This is a genomic window from Ruegeria atlantica (assembly GCF_013032005.1).
GTDB lineage: Bacteria > Pseudomonadota > Alphaproteobacteria > Rhodobacterales > Rhodobacteraceae > Ruegeria > Ruegeria atlantica_A.
On record NZ_WQBE01000001.1, the window covers coordinates 308,780 to 325,882 of the forward strand.

Annotated in this window: 13 protein-coding genes and 1 tRNA gene; 13 read left to right on the top strand and 1 reads right to left on the bottom strand. The window is 55.3% G+C overall.

What is annotated here, in order from left to right:
- Positions 1–192 precede the first annotated feature (192 nt).
- The 8 genes from GOX21_RS01485 to GOX21_RS01520 all read left to right on the top strand — a co-directional run bounded on the left by GOX21_RS01485 (position 193) and on the right by GOX21_RS01520 (position 9,489).
- The gene (locus GOX21_RS01485) at positions 193–1,419 is read left to right on the top strand and encodes an aminotransferase class V-fold PLP-dependent enzyme (RefSeq protein ID WP_170376098.1); all 1,227 of its coding nucleotides are present in this window, start codon (positions 193–195) and stop codon (positions 1,417–1,419) included.
- Between the two features lie 48 nt (positions 1,420–1,467).
- Positions 1,468–2,889 carry a cryptochrome/photolyase family protein gene (locus GOX21_RS01490; protein WP_170375004.1) on the top strand — a complete coding sequence of 474 codons (1,422 nt, stop codon included), beginning with the start codon at positions 1,468–1,470 and terminating at the stop codon, positions 2,887–2,889.
- 69 nt (positions 2,890–2,958) lie between these two features.
- Complete coding sequence (locus GOX21_RS01495; RefSeq protein WP_170375006.1) at positions 2,959–4,167, top strand: SAM-dependent methyltransferase; 1,209 nt, start codon at positions 2,959–2,961, stop codon at positions 4,165–4,167.
- Positions 4,168–4,183: 16 nt separating this feature from the next.
- On the top strand, positions 4,184–4,624 hold the full coding sequence (locus tag GOX21_RS01500; RefSeq protein ID WP_170348481.1) for a TrgA family protein: 441 nt from the start codon (positions 4,184–4,186) through the stop codon (positions 4,622–4,624).
- Positions 4,625–4,654: 30 nt separating this feature from the next.
- Positions 4,655–5,770 (top strand): NUDIX domain-containing protein, encoded by a 1,116-nt coding sequence (locus GOX21_RS01505; RefSeq protein ID WP_170348482.1) that lies wholly within the window; start codon positions 4,655–4,657, stop codon positions 5,768–5,770.
- 69 nt (positions 5,771–5,839) lie between these two features.
- Entirely contained in the window at positions 5,840–6,874 is a 1,035-nt protein-coding gene (locus GOX21_RS01510) for a cysteine synthase A (protein WP_170348483.1), read from the top strand.
- Complete coding sequence (locus GOX21_RS01515; RefSeq protein WP_170375008.1) at positions 6,874–9,309, top strand: DUF3772 domain-containing protein; 2,436 nt, start codon at positions 6,874–6,876, stop codon at positions 9,307–9,309. Before GOX21_RS01510 ends, GOX21_RS01515 begins: the two co-directional genes overlap by 1 nt.
- Positions 9,310–9,399: 90 nt before the next feature.
- Positions 9,400–9,489, top strand: a tRNA-Ser gene (locus GOX21_RS01520).
- Positions 9,490–9,539: 50 nt separating this feature from the next.
- Here the strand turns inward: GOX21_RS01520 and GOX21_RS01525 are convergent.
- Complete coding sequence (locus GOX21_RS01525) at positions 9,540–10,499, bottom strand: radical SAM protein (RefSeq protein WP_170375010.1); 960 nt, start codon at positions 10,497–10,499, stop codon at positions 9,540–9,542.
- 956 nt (positions 10,500–11,455) lie between these two features.
- Here GOX21_RS01525 and GOX21_RS01530 point away from each other — a divergent pair.
- The 5 genes from GOX21_RS01530 (at position 11,456) to GOX21_RS01550 (ending at position 17,091) form a co-directional block, all read left to right on the top strand.
- The gene (locus tag GOX21_RS01530) at positions 11,456–13,084 is read left to right on the top strand and encodes a hypothetical protein (protein ID WP_170375012.1); all 1,629 of its coding nucleotides are present in this window, start codon (positions 11,456–11,458) and stop codon (positions 13,082–13,084) included.
- Positions 13,085–13,161: 77 nt separating this feature from the next.
- Complete coding sequence (locus GOX21_RS01535) at positions 13,162–13,470, top strand: hypothetical protein (protein ID WP_170348487.1); 309 nt, start codon at positions 13,162–13,164, stop codon at positions 13,468–13,470.
- A 5-nt stretch (positions 13,471–13,475) separates the two neighbouring features.
- Complete coding sequence (locus tag GOX21_RS01540; protein ID WP_170375014.1) at positions 13,476–14,558, top strand: hypothetical protein; 1,083 nt, start codon at positions 13,476–13,478, stop codon at positions 14,556–14,558.
- Positions 14,555–16,618, top strand: a complete 2,064-nt coding sequence (locus GOX21_RS01545) for a glycosyltransferase (protein ID WP_170375016.1) — start codon at positions 14,555–14,557, stop codon at positions 16,616–16,618. The genes GOX21_RS01540 and GOX21_RS01545 overlap by 4 nt, the downstream gene beginning before the upstream one ends.
- Positions 16,615–17,091, top strand: coding sequence for a hypothetical protein (locus GOX21_RS01550; RefSeq protein ID WP_170375018.1), 477 nt, complete (start codon positions 16,615–16,617; stop codon positions 17,089–17,091). The genes GOX21_RS01545 and GOX21_RS01550 overlap by 4 nt, the downstream gene beginning before the upstream one ends.
- The last annotated feature ends 12 nt before the right edge of the window (positions 17,092–17,103 follow it).

Consider the following 17,103-nt stretch of genomic DNA (forward strand, 5'->3'; position numbering starts at 1 on the left):
CGAGCTTAGGGCCGCTGGCTATGTATCCGCGTCTTTTGATTGCCAGATCTGGTCCCGAAAGACTGCCTGTGCTTCTGTTTGTTTGACTGGGGCTGTGGCTGGGCTGGAAGACCTGCCGTGATTTCCGAGTTGTCCGAAATCATGCGCGGGCACGTCATCGGAACAAGCAGCATGAGCAAGGAGCGACGTGCCATGGGCACTCTTGATATCGATTTCGTTAGGGCGCAGTTCCCGGCTTTTTCCGAGCCCAGCCTGCAAGGTCAGGCGTTCTTTGAAAATGCAGGCGGGTCATATACTTGTAAGCCGGTGCTGGACCGGCTGACGCGCTACTATACGCAACGCAAAGTGCAGCCCTACGGCCCCTATGACGCCAGCCGTCTGGCAGGCGAAGAGATGGATGAAGCCCGCGCACGCATGGCTGCGATTCTGGGCGTGAACACCGATGAGCTGAGCTTTGGCCCCTCGACCACTCAGAACACCTATGTTTTGGCGCAGGCATTTCGCCAGTGGATGCAGCCGGGCGATGCCATCGTTGTCACCAATCAGGATCACGAGGCCAACTCGGGACCATGGCGGCGTCTGGCCGAGGACGGGTTTGAAATCCGCGAATGGCAGATCGACCCGGAAACCGGATCGCTCAACCCGCAGGATCTTGAGAACCTGCTGGACGAGAAGGTGCGTCTGGTCTGTTTCCCGCATTGTTCCAACGTGATCGGAGAGATCAACCCAGTCACCGAAATCACCGCCATTGCCCATGCGGCGGGGGCGTTTGTCTGTGTAGATGGCGTTTCATACGCGCCACATGGGTTCCCAAATGTCGGCGATCTGGGGCCGGATATCTATCTGTTCTCGGCCTATAAAACCTACGGTCCGCATCAAGGTTGCATGGTGATCAGGCGTGCGCTTGGTGAGCTGCTGCCAAACCAGGCGCACTATTTTAATGCAGACGCGCTGTACAAGCGTTTCACCCCGGCGGGCCCGGATCACGCTCAGATCGCGGCCAGTGCAGGTATGGCGGATTACGTTGATCTGTTGTGCGACCACCATAACGGCCCCAAGGGTAACGCAACCGAACGGGGAGCCTTTGTGCATGACCTGATGCGCGGTCAGGAGGTTGCGCTGCTGCAGCCCGTATTGGACGCGGTCAAGGATCGAAATGCCGTACGCTTGATCGGTACCTCAGATGCTACACGTCGCGCTCCGACCGTAGCGTTATCGCTGAGCCGGAATGCCGAAGCCGTGGCCACCGATCTTGTTGAACACGGGATCATGGCAGGAGGCGGCGATTTTTACGCCGTGCGCCCGTTGCAGGCGATGGGTGTGGATTTGGATCAGGGCGTGCTGCGGGTCAGCTTTACGCACTATACCTCGCAACAGGAGATTGATCAGTTATTGGGTGCACTTGACGCCGTTTTGTGATCCGGTTTCTGCTCGGCTTCGTAATGCGAAGAAAACAGCCGGGCGGTCATGGAAAACAAACAATCACCGATCATCATGTGGTTCCGGCGGGATTTACGCCTGTCGGACCATCCTGCGCTAAGTGCTGCGGCCCAAACGGGTCGTCCTATTCTGCCGGTTTTCATTCTGGATGATTTGGCTCAAGCGCTCGGTGCCGCGCCGAAATGGCGGCTTGGGCTGGGGCTTGAAACTTTCGCGCAATCTCTGTCGCACATTGGCAGCCGGTTAATCTTGCGGCGCGGGGACGCGCTGACTGTTTTGCAGAACCTTATCGCAGAAACCGGAGCCAGCGGCGTCTATTGGACGCGAGCGTATGATCCTGATGCCATCGACCGTGACACACGCATTAAGTCTGCTTTGGCAGAGCAGGGGGTAGAGGCCAAATCCTTTGCGGGTCACTTACTGTTTGAGCCCTGGACCGTAGCAACCAAAACAGGCCAGCCGTTTCGTGTGTTCACACCGATGTGGCGATCCGTTCAAGGCCGAGAAGTTGCCACGCCTGAAGGCGTGTCGTCGATCAAAGCACCCTTGAATTGGCCGACTTCGGAAAACCTGACCGGTTGGAACCTGGGTGCGGCAATGAACCGGGGCGCAGCCGTGGTCGCACCTTTTGTCCGCCCCGGTGAGAATGCCGCCTTTGAGGCTTTGCACGAGTTTCTGGACCGAATCCAAGACTATTCGCACGATCGGGACTGTTTGGATTTGGAGGGCACCTCGGATCTGTCCGAATACCTATCGCTTGGCGAAATCGGCCCCCGCAGTGTCTGGCATGCGGTACAGCGGGCTGCGATGAACGGCACGCAAGGGACAGACGCCTACTTGCGTCAATTAGTTTGGCGTGAGTTTGCGTATCACTTGATGTATCACACACCCCGTTTGCTCAGCGGGAACTGGAAACCAGAATGGGACAGTTTCCCTTGGAACACGGACGCCGATCATCCCTCAGTTGTTGCTTGGCGACAGGCCCGCACCGGTATTCCTGTTGTCGATGCGGGGTTGCGTCAAATGTATGTGACCGGTCGTATGCACAACCGGGCGCGCATGATCGTCGCAAGCTACTTGACCAAGCATCTGATGACGCACTGGAAAATCGGAATGAACTGGTTTGCCGACTGCCTGATAGACTGGGACCCGGCGGCGAATGCTATGGGTTGGCAGTGGGTTGCAGGCTCGGGTCCCGATGCATCACCGTTCTTTCGGATATTTAACCCGCTGACACAGCAGGAAAAATTTGATCCTGATGGTGTTTATCTAAAACACTGGATCGCCGAAGGGCAGACCAAGCCTTCGGCTACGGCGTTGGCTTATTTTGGGGCGGTGCCGCATTCGTGGGCGCTTGATCCGGCGGAAAATTACCCTTCACCAGTGGTCGATCTGGCCGCTGGCCGAGCGTGCGCCTTGGCGGCTTATGAAGGCCGAAAAACCGGGTAAGGAACTGAAAACTTGCCACAAACACAAACTCGGCCTAGCTTCTAACTGCGGCCGCACAGGGGAGAGCGGATGATCCTGACGACAACTGAAGGGCAAAAAGACCTGCCCAGATACTTTGCTCAAGTGTTCAAAATGTTGAACCGGATGGGTTCGGGGCGAATGGATATCGCTTTGCCCGATGGGCGCGTGTTCCGATCCGAAGGTGCCAAGCCGGGGCCAGTGGCGCGCGTGGACATTCACGATCCCGACGTATTTGCGCGTTTGATCCGAGAGGGTGAGCTGGGTTTTTCGGATTCTTACCTAGAGGGTGGGTGGAGCACGCCCGACCTGCGATCTTTCATGGATCTGGTGCATTTAGGGACCGAGACGGTGTATGACGATTTCACCGGAAGGTTCTTGGTGCAAGCCTATGAACGCCTTCGATTTTGGTTGCACAACAACAACCGTCGACAGGCCAAGAAGAACATCTCGTACCATTACGATTTGGGGAACGATTTCTACAGGCTGTGGCTGGATGAAACGATGACCTATTCCAGCGCGCTGTTCGAAACAGGGCAGGAAAGCCTGGAAAAAGCACAGACTGCGAAATATGCAAGCCTAGTCGATGAAATGGGTGCCAAACCCGGTGACCACATCCTCGAGATCGGTTGCGGATGGGGCGGTTTCGCTGAATATGCCGCAAAAGAGCGTGGCCTTCGGGTCACAGGTTTGACGATCAGCCAGGAACAGTTAAGCTTTGCGCGGCAAAGAATTGAAAAAGCAGGACTTTCTGACCTTGTTGAGTTCAAATTGCAAGATTATCGCGACGAGCGTGGCCAGTATGACGGCATCGCCTCGATTGAGATGTTCGAAGCCGTCGGACAGAAATACTGGCCGGTTTACTTTGAGACTGTGCGTGATCGGCTAAAACCCGGTGCGCACGCGACCCTTCAAATCATAACCGTTGCCGATCACCGTTGGGACATTTACAAGAACGGCGTTGATTTCATTCAGAAATATATCTTTCCCGGCGGAATGCTCCCCGCGCCGACGATCCTGAAACAACAGGTGGCAGAGGCAGGGTTGAACGTCGTGAAATCGCGGGAATTCGGTAAAAGTTATGACCTGACATTGCGGCGTTGGTACGAGACGTTCAACGACAAATGGGACGAAATTTCGGAAATGGGCTTTGACGAGCGTTTCCGGCGCATGTGGAACTATTATTTAACCGCGTGTGGCGCGGCCTTTGACACTGGCAACTGCGATGTGACACAGATCACTATAGCAAAACCCAGTTAACAAAGGGAAATTCCGAATGCCCACTGCGCCGCGACTTGTTGCTTCACTATGCCTATTGGCAGTGGCCTTTATCGTGTCGAGCATGATCATCAGCAACGGCGAAGAGGGCAAGGACTATGGCTGGTTCACCTATGTCAACATGATTATTGCGGTGGCCTGTGGTTGGAAGGTGATGGGAAAGCGCGTTGGTCGCGGCTGGACCGCCGCGGTCAATAATGGCATCGCTGGGGTTGTATCATTGGTATTCTGGGCCCTTTTTGTTCAGGGCTGCTACGAGATGTTCCGACTGGCCATGCGTCATCGCTATGACGGCCCGTTTGAGGCGCTCACGGCCATTTTCCAGATTGGTGTTGAGTACGGCAAACTGCTCATCGTTCCGGAAATTCTGTGGACTTTGGCTATCGGAGCTCTTATCGCAGGGCTTGCAACCGAAGAAGCCGGCCGTCGCTGGCGATAACTCACCAGAATTTAGACGAGCTTTACTCTAGTGTCCGATTTGTTTTTTTACGGCACGCTCAGGCATTTGCCGCTGCTGGAATGTGTGCTTGGCCACCCGCTGTCACAAATAAAAATATCTCAGGCCAGTTTGCCGGACCATGCGGTTTATGGCGTGGCAGGCCAGGCCTTCCCGATGATTGTTCCAGAAAAGGGCAGTCAGGCCATGGGGTTGCTGGTTCAGGGTTTCAGCGCTGAAGACCTGAAACGATTGGCTTTTTACGAAGGTGGGTTCGACTATGACCTCAGCCCGCACGGTGTGGACGTTGCTGACGGCTCACGCGCCGAGGCTAGTGTGTTCTTTCCCGAACCCGAATTGTGGACACCAGACAAGCCGTGGTCGTTGCAGGCCTGGGTTGATGAATGGTCCGAAGTGACCTTGCTGGCTGCACAAGAAGAGCTGGCCTATTACGGTAAGGTCGACGCAACCACGATCGCTCGTAACTTTGCGCCGATCCGCACCCGGGCTTGGGCTAAGCTGGCTGCGCGAAAACGCCAGACGGGCGATCCGCGTGACGTCGCAAAAGATGTGATCGTGCAAAGCCATCGGCGGGCCTATGTCAATTATTTCGGTGTGGAAGAATTGGATGTGCAGCACCGCCAGCATGACGGAACGATGGGTCCCGTGCTGCACCGGAGCGGATTGATGCAGGGGGCCGCCGTCGTTGTTCTGCCTTATGACCCGGTGCGCGACACTGTTCTTTTGGTTGAACAATTCCGCGCGCCGGTTTTTCTGATAGACGATCCCGAACCGTGGATGTGGGAGCCGGTAGCAGGCATGATCGACCCCGGTGAAACGCCGGATCAGGCCGCCCACCGCGAAGTGCAGGAAGAGGCGCAGGTGTCGCTGAACGCCTTGGAATATGCAGGCGGTGCCTACTCCTCGAGCGGGTCATCGACCGAGTATGTCTACCTTTATGTTGGGTTGGCTGATTTGACCCGGACCATCGACAATGGTGGCGTTGCTACGGAAGGTGAGGATATTCGCACACAAATCCTGCCATATGACGCGTTCCTTAAAAAGGTCGACAACAACGAATTCAAGGATTTGCCCCTGTTGATGATGGCAAATTGGCTGGCCCGGCATCGCGATCGTTTGCGCGGTTAACTATCGCCGCTTGTGGTTGTCGCACGGCATCTGTAAATCTTCGTTGATACGTAATGAAATGAGGGCGCCATGCGCATTGCACGAGACCTTGCCGACGCAGTCGGGAAAACACCGCTGATCCGGTTGAAGCGCATCAGTGAAGAGACCGGTTGCGAGATTCTCGGGAAGGCCGAGTTCATGAACCCGGGGCAATCGGTCAAGGATCGCGCAGCGCTCTACATCATCAAGGACGCAATTGCGCGCGGTGAGCTGAAGCCCGGCGGAACCATTGTCGAAGGCACGGCCGGTAACACCGGTATTGGCCTTGCATTGGTGGGCGCGTCGATGGGGTTCAAAACGGTGATCGTGATTCCGGAAACCCAATCCGAGGAAAAGAAAGACATGCTGCGTCTGGCGGGCGCGCAACTGGTTCAGGTTCCGGCCGCCCCTTACCGCAACCCCAACAACTTTGTGCATTATTCGCGCCGTCTGGCCGAGGAACTGGCGCAGACTGAACCCAATGGCGCCATCTGGGCCAACCAGTTCGACAATGTTGCCAACCGTCAGGCCCATGTGGAAACCACCGGCCCCGAAATTTGGGAGCAGACGGGCGGCAAAGTCGATGGCTTTGTCAGTGCAGTAGGCTCGGGTGGTACGCTGGCCGGCGTGGCCGACGCGTTGCAGCCCAAGGGCGTCAAGATCGCTCTGGTCGATCCGATGGGGGCAGGACTGTATTCGTACTACACCACTGGTGAGATCGCTATGGAGGGCAGCTCGATCGCCGAAGGTATCGGTCAAGTGCGCATTACCAAGAACCTTGAAGGGTTCAAGCCAGACTTCTCGTACCAGATGACCGATAACGAGGCGCTGCCATACATCTTTGATCTGCTGCGCGAGGAGGGTCTGGTTATGGGCGGGTCGACCGCGATCAACATGGCGGGCGCGGTGCGTCTGGCCAAGGATCTGGGGCCGGGCCACACCATTGTGACGATCCTGTGCGACTTTGGCACGCGCTATCAGTCCAAACTGTTCAATCCCGAATTCCTGCGTGAAAAGGAACTGCCGGTGCCAGATTGGATGACCGAAGCCCCACGCAGCATTCCTGGCGTATTCGAGGACGTATGATGCTGCGGCAGGTTCGCCTGTTTCTTGCGTTTCTTCTGGTTTGTTTTGCCATGCTGGGCGGCCCCGTTGCCGCCCAGTTGACTGATCGGCAAAGCGAATATTACCAGAACTGGCTTGAGACGGCGGATCGCGCCGAGAAGGATATCGAATCCGATCGCACGTCAAACGCGGCATTGGAAAACCTGCGGGCTGAAATCCACAACTATCGTGAGGATTTCAACAAGGCACGTGGCGCCAATACCGACCGTATCCAGACGCTGGACGCGCAGATCAAGGCGTTGGGGCCAGCCCCCGAAGGGGATGCGACCGAACCCGAAGAGATTGCCAAGCTTCGCGAGCATCTGGAAAACCAACTGACCAGCCTGCAGGTGCCGCAAATCATCTCGGAAGAAGCGTTCAGCCGCGCCAACGGCCTGATCAGCGAGATAGACAGCCTGTTGCGCGAGCGGCAGACAAAAGAGCTTTTAGAACGCGGTGTATCGCCGCTTAACCCTGTCTATTGGGGCCCAGCCTGGGTCGATATTGTCGAGGCCGTGCGAGGCCTGATCAATGAATCTGCGCTGAACCTGAAAACCAACATCGTTCAAAAACACCTGAAAGAGCGCGGGCTGGGCATTTTCTTCCTGACCGTCGCTGCAGGGATTTTACTGTACTACGGACGTTACTGGTCCGAGGCTGCAGGTGAATATCTACGGCAGTTGGGCGGTCGGGGCAGCGGCGTGTGGTCGTTTCTGGTTTCACTGCTGCGGATTCTGCTGCCATGGCTGGGTGTCTGGTTGCTGGTTCAGGCGATCATCATGACTGGCCTGCCGGGATTGCGCGGAACGCTATTAATCCAGAATGTTCCTTATTGGGCCGCGATTATATTTTATTACGACTGGATCGGACGTCAGGTTCACATCTCGCAGGCGGCACAGAACTTTAACCGGCTATCCCGCAAGAGTGTCACGCAGTTGCGGGTATACTTGGATATTCTGGCGATCTTCCTGATCGTGTACGAATTCGGGCTGCTGTTTGATCAGATCGAAAACATTTCGGACGCGACCCGGGCCGTTATCAGCTTTCCTGTGGTAGTGGGAACAGCGCTGGTTCTTCTGCGTATCCGCCGGATTCAGACCTCAAAACCGGAAGCCGAAGACGGGCAATCTGGTGAAACGCCGCGAAGTGCCGGGCTGACCCAGCTGATGGACTTTCTGCGCAAGGCGATTTTTTTGCTGGGGATCGCGAGCCCGATTTTGGCGGCTATTGGATATACCAACGCAGCCGAGGGGATCGTTTTCCCGGCGGTGAAAACGCTGGTTCTGTTTGCGGCTTTGACGATCTTTCATCGCTTTATCACCTCGGTTTACGGCTGGCTCAGCGGGCAAGGTGAGTCGGCGCGGGACTCACTGTTTTCGGTGTTGGCCGGGTTTATAATCGCCATTCTGACCTTGCCGGTTCTGGCGCTGTATTGGGGCGCACGACAGACTGACTTGCTTGAAGTCTGGTCGCGTTTGCTGCTTGGTTTTGACATTGGCGGCGTTACGATTTCGCCCCGCAACTTCTTTACCTTCCTAATCGTGTTTGTCATCGGCTATGGCTTGACCCGGCTGTTGCAAAGCGGGCTGCGCAATTCGCTGCTGCCCAAGACCAGTATTGATCCGGGCGGTCAGAACGCGATTGCCGCGGGCACCGGCTATGTGGGGATATTCCTGGCCGCGCTGGTGGCCATCATGTTGGCGGGGTTTGATCTGTCTTCGCTGGCCATTGTCGCCGGCGCGCTGTCGGTTGGGATCGGCTTTGGACTACAGACCATCGTGTCGAATTTTGTGTCGGGGATCATCCTGCTGGTCGAGCGTCCAATCTCCAAGGGGGACTGGATCGATGTGAATGGGATGATGGGTTATGTGCGCGATATCTCGGTGCGGTCTACGCGGATTGAGACTTTTGATCGTACCGATGTGATCGTTCCCAACTCGGACCTGATCAGCGGGGTGGTGACGAACTACACGCGGGGCAACACGATCGGGCGCGTTATCGTGCCGGTGGGCGTGGCCTACGGCACGGATACCCGCGTGGTCGAGAAGATTTTAGGTGAGATTGCCAATTCCCATCCGATGGTTCTGGCGCATCCAGCGCCCAGCGTGGTGTTTCAGGGCTTTGGTGCGGATTCGCTGGATTTTGAAATTCGCGCCATCTTGCGCGACGTGAACTGGGTGCTTTCGGTGAAATCGGATATGAACCACGAAATCAACCGCCGGTTTGTCGAAGAAGGTATTGAAATCCCCTTCGCGCAGCGCGATGTCTGGCTGCGCAATCCTGAGACGCTGCGAGGGCAGGGGCCTGCGCAAGAAACCGAACCTGCAACGGAAAAAACACCTACCGAACCCCTGTCTTCCAAGCCTGCGGACATGACCGAGGCCGATCTTGCAGACGGTGATGGGGACGAGCTGTAACGGGGTCTGTGGCGGAACTGCGGAAGGTTGAATTTTCGCTTTAATCGCCCCTTGCAAATCCCCCGGCGATGGTCCAAATATCGCGCGCACGGAGAGGTGGCCGAGTGGTCGAAGGCGCACGCCTGGAAAGTGTGTAGGCGGGAAACCGTCTCCAGGGTTCGAATCCCTGTCTCTCCGCCATCCTTACCTGATTTCCGCATTTGAGCTTTGGCCTATTATATGCGCGGAAGTTACATCTCCTTACGGATCAGGATGTCGGCCAGACAAGAGCATGCGTCTTTTGTGCATCGAATTTGATCGCGAGGCAGGTCAAGCGCGTCGCCAAGAGTCCCTATTTTGCCCCCAACGCCGCAGACTCCCCGGAAGATTTCGCCATTCCCCCGGACCCGAAGAGATTCAAGCCCTACGTTGCATTTATATCCACGCCAGCGGTTCATATCCCTAAGAAGGAAGTCATTGGGGCGGAGTATCTCAGTGTGGCCTGACCGCGTGGTTGCGCGCATCACTGATCGAGGTTCTTCACCAACCGGGGCCCTGTCCGAGGGCAAACCCATCGCGAGAACCTGCAACTGGTCGTCGGTGTAGTCGTACAGCTGCACTCCGAAATCTTTCCGCAACGGTTTCAAGGAAATCGAAGCGGTGGGCAGCGCCGCGCGTAATTCTCGCGCATCTTCAAGCGTCTGATCAAAACGATCTGGATGCATCGTCACGTTGATATGAACGGTTATACGGTCAGTCATCGTACCCGCCACTTGGATAAAATGGCTCAGCTCTGCAAATTCGGCATGATAGGTCAGGATAACGCTGTTCAGGCGGCTGTTGATCATCTCCCAAAACCGAAGTGTGCGCGACGCATTGCTGATCAGGCTGACCTTGAACCCTATATCGGACGCATGACCTAGCAGATCAATGATGCGAGGATGCATTGTGGGTTCGCCGCCTGTAAACTGCAGCCAGACAATCTTGCCTAATTCGTCCACATAGTGTCGATTTAATTGACGGTACAGATTCAGAACGTCACCGGTTTTCTGCCACTCAAGCGAACCGTCGTGCAAAGCCTTTGGGCAATAACTGCACGCATAGCTGCACGAATTCCCGAGCGTCCAGTCCACCACGACCATGTTGCCACACGCAGGATCGGGGTGGTCAATCAGAGTAAATAGGTCCGGATGGTTCTGGATATCTTCCATTAAAATCCAAACGTTTAGCTAAGTTCCTCCGACAGTGCGACCAGAGTGGTCCTGTGGCCCCCACCATTTTTCCACAGCCTATCTTGAAATTGGAATTGGAACAAAATTTTTTGGAACACTAGGCATCAATGGCGCTTTGGTGGACGGTTTCGGATACCTGAGAACCCATTTCACAAGGCCAATTGCCTATGTGACAGGGCGATTGCGGGTTCGGTCGACTTGTTTTCGAGTGGCCATCTTTTTATAGTTTAAACATAATCTTTTAGAATTTACGGCGCTAAGGCGTAATCGGTTTGTCGAATTTACAATAAATTAGGGCCTGTTTCGGCGGCCAGTCGGGGGAATTTATGACAAAGGCTAACGGCCCAAGAACTCGACCTAAAGTTGCCAAGAAAACTGCCAATCAAACGGCGGATATTTATGATTTTGTGCAATCCCCCGAGTGGCAGAAGGTGCTTGAAAAAGCGCGGGTAGAACGAGAGAAAAACCTTTCGGCCCCTGCGCAGCAAAACAAAGAGGGTCAACAACCCAAACCGGTTCGCCGTAGGACCAACCAATCAACCACAAATGAGCGTGCCCAAAGCAAGCAAAAGCCATGGTCCGCTCAGGTCGAGGAAGCAAGACACAAAAGAAATGAAGTGCTTGCCCGTCGTGCAGCCGAGTCGAAAAAAGCAGACCCCAGTAGTTCTGAGGCCCGTCAGGGAGATCTGCAAGGTGGAGACAAAGCAACCTCTACACGGACACCGAGACAGGAAGACAAGCCGACCAATCGTGAACAGACTGATCGTGCAGCTGCCAAACCAGACCAAGCAACAGCCAAGAGCGTTCTGGAAGAAAAGGGCGCAGGGAGGCCGGGCCCGTCTGAGGACGCTCTGGCCAGCGAAGACGCGTCCTTAAGCGCGCTGACGAGGGCAGAGTTAAGTTTAATACTGTCTTCCGAGGAAGTTGATCATCGCTTGTCCAAAAAGCTCCTGCAACAGCTGAAAGATCACCAACGGACGCGGCGCAGGATCAGGTGGAGCTTGGTAGCCCTTGGATGCACCATCGGTGTGGTTGCTTCGTCTTCGATATTTCTGACTTTGTTCGGATTGGGTGTATCGAACCCGATTGAAAGCGCGGCTATTGGGTCTACTGATGGTACAGCGGCAGACGATTTTGGCCAAACCGGACCATCGCAACCTGATGTGCCGAGTGGAGCAGGGGGCGAAACTGTCATTTCCGCCGAATTGTTCGACGCGTCATCATTGCCGTCGTCATCCGGCGCAGAATTGGAAGAGACGCAGGATTTGAGCAGTCTTGCCTCATCAGCGCCCCTTCAGTCCGAGTTGGCGGAAACGGCCGAGATCGTTGAGCCCGGCACTCCAAGTCTGGCCCCTAGCGTTCTGTCGTATGTTCCAACGCTTGAACCACCGTTACTACCGGTAGGCGGCGCTGGTTATTTGCCGAGACGAGAGGCTAATCCCAGTTTCCTGCCTTATGAGTTCGAACCAGAGTTTTTTACTACGTCGATCGCTTTGCTGGACGAAATTTCGGCAGGCTTTGATCCAGTGGCGATTTCGATTGACCCGATCCCGCCCTCGCGGCGTACGACTACTGTTTCTTCTAGCACCGAGGTTGTTGAGCCCAGCGCCTCAAGCGTGCCACCTAGCGTTTTGTCATTTGTTGCAGCGCTTGAACCACCGCTGTTGCCGGTGGGCGGGGCTGGTGACCTACCAAAACAAGAGGCAAACCCGAGTTTTCTGCCTTATGAACTTGAACCAGAGCTTTTCGCCACGCGGATTGCCTTGGTGGATGAGATTTCCACAGAAATTGATCCTTTGACGATTTCGATCGACCAGATCATTCCCCCGCAGCGCGCGCCCAGCGTGTCTTCACAGCTTGTGTCGTTGCAATCTCCGGTGGCTTTGGAGGCCGCAGAAGATCACCAGTTGCTGTCAATTCGGATCCTGGAACCTCAGCCAGATCGTCCTTTGGCGGGTATTCTTGCTGAGCGTCCTTTGAAAGTCGTTTCATCTGATCCTTCTATCCAGCTGGAAGACGTAGCGCTTAGCCCTCCAATCCCACAGGCGCTTACTTTGAAACAGACACCAAACCCGCTGGATTCGGCCACACCCGCGGCATTGCCTGCCGAGGATATTGCGGCCCTACCGAGCGAAGACGCCAAGCCATCGAATCCGAGTGCAAGTGGTGGCGGCGCGTCATTCAGGCTCTACGCGCCAAACAAGATTCCCAATGATGCTGTGGACTCATTTGTTGCTGAATTAACAACGACGGGGCATGAACTTAGCGGAACGGCGCGCGTTGGTTACAAAGTATCCCAATCCAATGTGCGGTTTTATCACAGACAGGATGCGGCCAAAGCTGCCGCCCTTGCTAAGGACGCAGGCGCCTTGTTGCGCGATTTCACGGGATCGAAATCCAAAACACCCACCGGGGTGATCGAATTGTATTTGGCCGGCGAAGGTCTTGGCCAAGCTCCGGTCAAACGGGTGGCCAAGAAAAACCGCCGGTCCACAACCCAAAGTAGCCCGGTTAACCGCCTTAAAAGTCAGGTTCTGAAAAAACTCAGGACAACGACAAACTAATGGCGCTATTATAGGGTAAGTGCGAAGGACTAAGTTGAATTGTGTAAAGTTAAAAAGTATCGACGGGTTTTTGTAAAATGACTGAAAGCAGACTTATTGGCATAGTAACCGCGCTACTATTTCTGACGACGGCGCAGGATGCGCGCGCTGAGATCACGCTTGAGCATCTCCTTGCCATCGATCAACTCTTGTCGGCCAATGACACCCAGGCGCTACGCTCGTATCTGGAAAGAAATCCCGGATTGCTGACCGGAACCGATGAACTGTCGGTCGAATTGCGCAGCTTTTACGAGGCCGCGTCCACGGGCACTTTGAACTTTGGCTATACCGCCGGTCCGACAGCCGGTACCGCGGCTGCTGCGACCGACAACGAGCTGGCGCATTAAAGCTTATGTCGGCGCTTGAGGCCATCAATTGCTCAGTGCGTCCAAAGATCGCCTACATCATTGAACCGCGGTTTTCCGGTGGAACGTCAGTAGCGGTTGCGGCCGAACTGCGGGTGGCTGTGGACTTTGGAGCGCTAGAGGTGCACGCGATAACTTCGCGAACTTTTGGTGAAAATCAATCTGTTGCGCCGGCACTGCGGCAGGTGTTGGACGAATTGCATATCCCGCTGATTTGGGATGCACCGCGTATTAGTGCGGATTACGTAATCCTGCATAATCCATCGTTTCTAAAGTTCAACGAGGCACTGAACACCAGAATTTTTGCCCGTGATCTGATCGTGGTGACGCATGAAAATTTCTTGCGTCCGGGCGGCGAGGAAGGGTTCGACGTTTCCGGCTGCCTGAACCAGATTGAGGCGTCATCTTTTGTGCTGAGGCGAACCCTGGCACCGATTTCTCCCCATAATCGCAAGACCGTGAACGATTGGTTGGACAGCTCGCGCTTGGCAAGGCAGTGGAGGGTTCGGGACACCGACTGGTTCAACATCTGCCATACGGATGTAAGTCCTCCGTGCGAAAAGCCACAGGACCGTCGGGGCAGGCATTCACGACCGGGGTTTGAAAAGTTCCCATCGCTTTCCGACCTCGACATGTGCTTTCCCGAACATTCTCAAAGCAATGTCATTCTGGGTGCTGATGCCATGCTGAACGCGGGTGTTCTTCGGGCCCATTGGACCTTGCTGCCTTTTGACGCCATTAGTGTGGACGAGTTTTTTGGAATGATCGATTTCTACGTCTATTTTACAGCGCCGACCTGGCAAGAAAGCTTTGGTCGCGTCGTGACCGAAGCGCTGGCCGCTGGCAAAGTGGTTCTTACCAATCCGGAAACCGGGGCAAATTTCGGCGATGGTGTCCTTACGTGTCATCCGGGCGACGTGGACCGGGTCATATCTGATCTGGTCGCTGACCCGCAGCGATATCATGAACAGGTCTCACGGTCGCGAAAGGTGCTGGAGCGTTATTCGGCAGAGAGTTTCAGGGCAATGTTGTCAAATGTCCTGACTGCAGACAGCGGGGTTATGAAATGATTTTCATCGAGGCTGGCACGCGCTCGCTGCGGACCTTTGATGCGCAATTGATCTTTGCCGATCAGCTGACCGCACGCGGTTTTAACGTGTGTATCGATGCCGAATACTTGCCGAAAGACGCAGGTCGCGGCCGGGTTTACGATGCTGCCAAGTTTTTGGTCGATCCGGGCGAGCATGAGGTCGAAAGGGTATTTGTGCTTGGTGCCGAGGAGATTGATGATTTTCTTCTTGCGTCCCTGCGGCAAAGGCAACTGCCGGCGGATGTTCCAGTGGTTGCCACGGGCCGTTTCGAAACGCAGCAAAGTTATATCGGTGCAAAGGCGCGTCTGGCATATGCCCTTGGGCGTGAAGCCACGGTGTTGGACCTTACGGACTTCCAGCCGCGCTCGATGTTACCTTCGGCGGCCTGTCCCTTGGTCGCAGACATTCGGCCAACGGCTCGTTCGGCGGTCGAAAAGCCAAATGTTGCCGTGGTCTTGGGGTCCATGGAACTTGACGCGCCCGAGACGCTCTCTTGCTTGGCCCGGATGAGCAATCGCAGTGACTATACTCTGCAACTTATCGTCAACGGGGCGCAGAACAAGGTGATCAATGAGTCGCCCTTTCATGATCTGCCGACTATTTTGTATACCGATCTTTCCGCCCGTATTCTGGCAAAAACGACAGATGTCCTGGTGATGTTTGGTCATGGTGTCGCCGGGGTTCGCATGGCCGCGCTTGCAGTCGAACTGATCGCCACTGGTGGGGTCGCGATAGATTGCACGGATGATGAGGCCATTGTGTCCTCTGGCGCCCCGGCTTTGATCGGGCCCAAAACGCCGCTTGCCCTGGACGGGTACCTCACAGGGAAGATACTTGAAAACCTTGCCGGGGTGGCTGAACAGGCGACAAAATCCCAGTGGCTGCATTCGGTGGACATTTCCCGTTTGGAAAAGGCAGCAGACCTAAAGCCCCAAAAACGGGAACCTATTCGAACGGCACAGCGAACAGTGTTTTTTCCAACCAACGGGGTTGGATTGGGGCACGCTCAGCGATGCGCTATCATTGCCAAAGAATTGCCGGATGATATGGCCCCGATTTTTGCGGCCTTTCCCAGCTGCGTTCCACTTGTGCGCCGCGAAGGCTTGGACAGTATCCCTCTGGTTCAGCGGACTGAAGTTTCAGCCAACTTTAATGGCAACGATATCCTGACTTACCGCCGACTTGGCGCAGCGCTGCAGGAAAATGACAGGTTGGTGTTTGACGGCGGCTATGTCTTTGATTCCGTCTATCGAACGATCCTTGAGCGCAACTTGTCGGCGGTTTGGATACGGCGTGGGTTGTGGCCTGATGGGCGGTCCAGGCCAAGAATGCTTCAGCGTGAGGCCGTATTCGACAAGGTCATAGTGCCATCCGAAGCCTTTGAAGAGCTAAACGACACCTACAGTTACGGCGATCACGTTCGCAACGTTGGCCCGATCTTTCGCCGTGTGGTCCAGTCGGGTGATGAACGCCAAGGACTTAGGGGTCGGCTGGCTGAACGGTTCGGGCGTGAGTTTGATCATCTGGTTGTCAGCATGTTAGGCGGCGGCGTGGCGTCGGACCGGTCGGCGCAACTTCAGGCAATTTCCGGGATGCTTGAGGACCGGTCAGACTGTTTGCATCTTGTCGTAACCTGGCCGGGCAGCAAGGTTCAGCCGGCCACCTTCGGTTGGTCAAATACTCACGTTGTTCAGACCTTTGAGGCCACAACCCTTTGCCTGGCCGCGGATTTGGTCATTTCGGCGGCGGGATACAATTCTGTTCTCGAGATCCTGTACAACAAGATTCCGGCAATCCTGATCCCCCAATCAGCACCGTATCTGGACAATCAGGAACGACGCGCCCAGGCGTTGGCTGACCGCGACCTGTGCGCGATCATCACCGAAAAAGAGTTCATGAAACTCGAGCGAACGGTTTCAGACTGCTTGGATCAAGGTGATCTGGAGGTCTATCGGACCGCGTTGAATAAAATTGAATTGCCAGAACCGGGGGCGGCGAAAGCGGCCGAAATCATTGCAGAGGCCAAGTGCAGAAAATGACAGATATTTCATGGTACGATATCCTAAGCAGAACAACGCCTAAACGACCTGTTCAATTGGATGATCTGATATCTGGCGATCAAGAACCCAAGCCGCACGGGAATGTTGTATTTCCTGAAATGGGCCTGATCCCTTCCGTTGCGCTTTGGGAGCGGGATGAGGGCGGGCCAACGCATATCGGTGTTCGGATCGTGAGCCCCATGAAATCAGTGTACAATGTAGCGAGATTTCTTGCTGCAGCTGCGTTGGAGCGCGAGGTGTATCCGGTCATTCTAAGCCGCATAGATTACAGCGGATTTGAGCAGTTCGGCTTCCGCGTTGAGCGCGTACCGGATGAACCGATGGCTGCGCAGTTCGCTGAAGAAGAGATCCGAAAATTCTGGGATCTGGCGATCATTATCGACGGCGACGATATCGGGCTTTGGGCCGGTCAAAAGGCCCAGTCCCAGAGCCCGTCGGATAACAGCAAATGACCGTACAGCGTT

Coding starts and splice junctions, on each gene's coding strand:
- GOX21_RS01485 (WP_170376098.1), top strand. CDS start 193: ATGGGCACTCTTGATATCGATTTCGTTAGGGCGCAGTTCCCGGCTTTT.
- GOX21_RS01490 (WP_170375004.1), top strand. CDS start 1,468: ATGGAAAACAAACAATCACCGATCATCATGTGGTTCCGGCGGGATTTA.
- GOX21_RS01495 (WP_170375006.1), top strand. CDS start 2,959: ATGATCCTGACGACAACTGAAGGGCAAAAAGACCTGCCCAGATACTTT.
- GOX21_RS01500 (WP_170348481.1), top strand. CDS start 4,184: ATGCCCACTGCGCCGCGACTTGTTGCTTCACTATGCCTATTGGCAGTG.
- GOX21_RS01510 (WP_170348483.1), top strand. CDS start 5,840: ATGCGCATTGCACGAGACCTTGCCGACGCAGTCGGGAAAACACCGCTG.
- GOX21_RS01515 (WP_170375008.1), top strand. CDS start 6,874: ATGCTGCGGCAGGTTCGCCTGTTTCTTGCGTTTCTTCTGGTTTGTTTT.
- GOX21_RS01525 (WP_170375010.1), bottom strand. CDS start 10,499: ATGGAAGATATCCAGAACCATCCGGACCTATTTACTCTGATTGACCAC.
- GOX21_RS01535 (WP_170348487.1), top strand. CDS start 13,162: ATGACTGAAAGCAGACTTATTGGCATAGTAACCGCGCTACTATTTCTG.
- GOX21_RS01540 (WP_170375014.1), top strand. CDS start 13,476: ATGTCGGCGCTTGAGGCCATCAATTGCTCAGTGCGTCCAAAGATCGCC.
- GOX21_RS01545 (WP_170375016.1), top strand. CDS start 14,555: ATGATTTTCATCGAGGCTGGCACGCGCTCGCTGCGGACCTTTGATGCG.
- GOX21_RS01550 (WP_170375018.1), top strand. CDS start 16,615: ATGACAGATATTTCATGGTACGATATCCTAAGCAGAACAACGCCTAAA.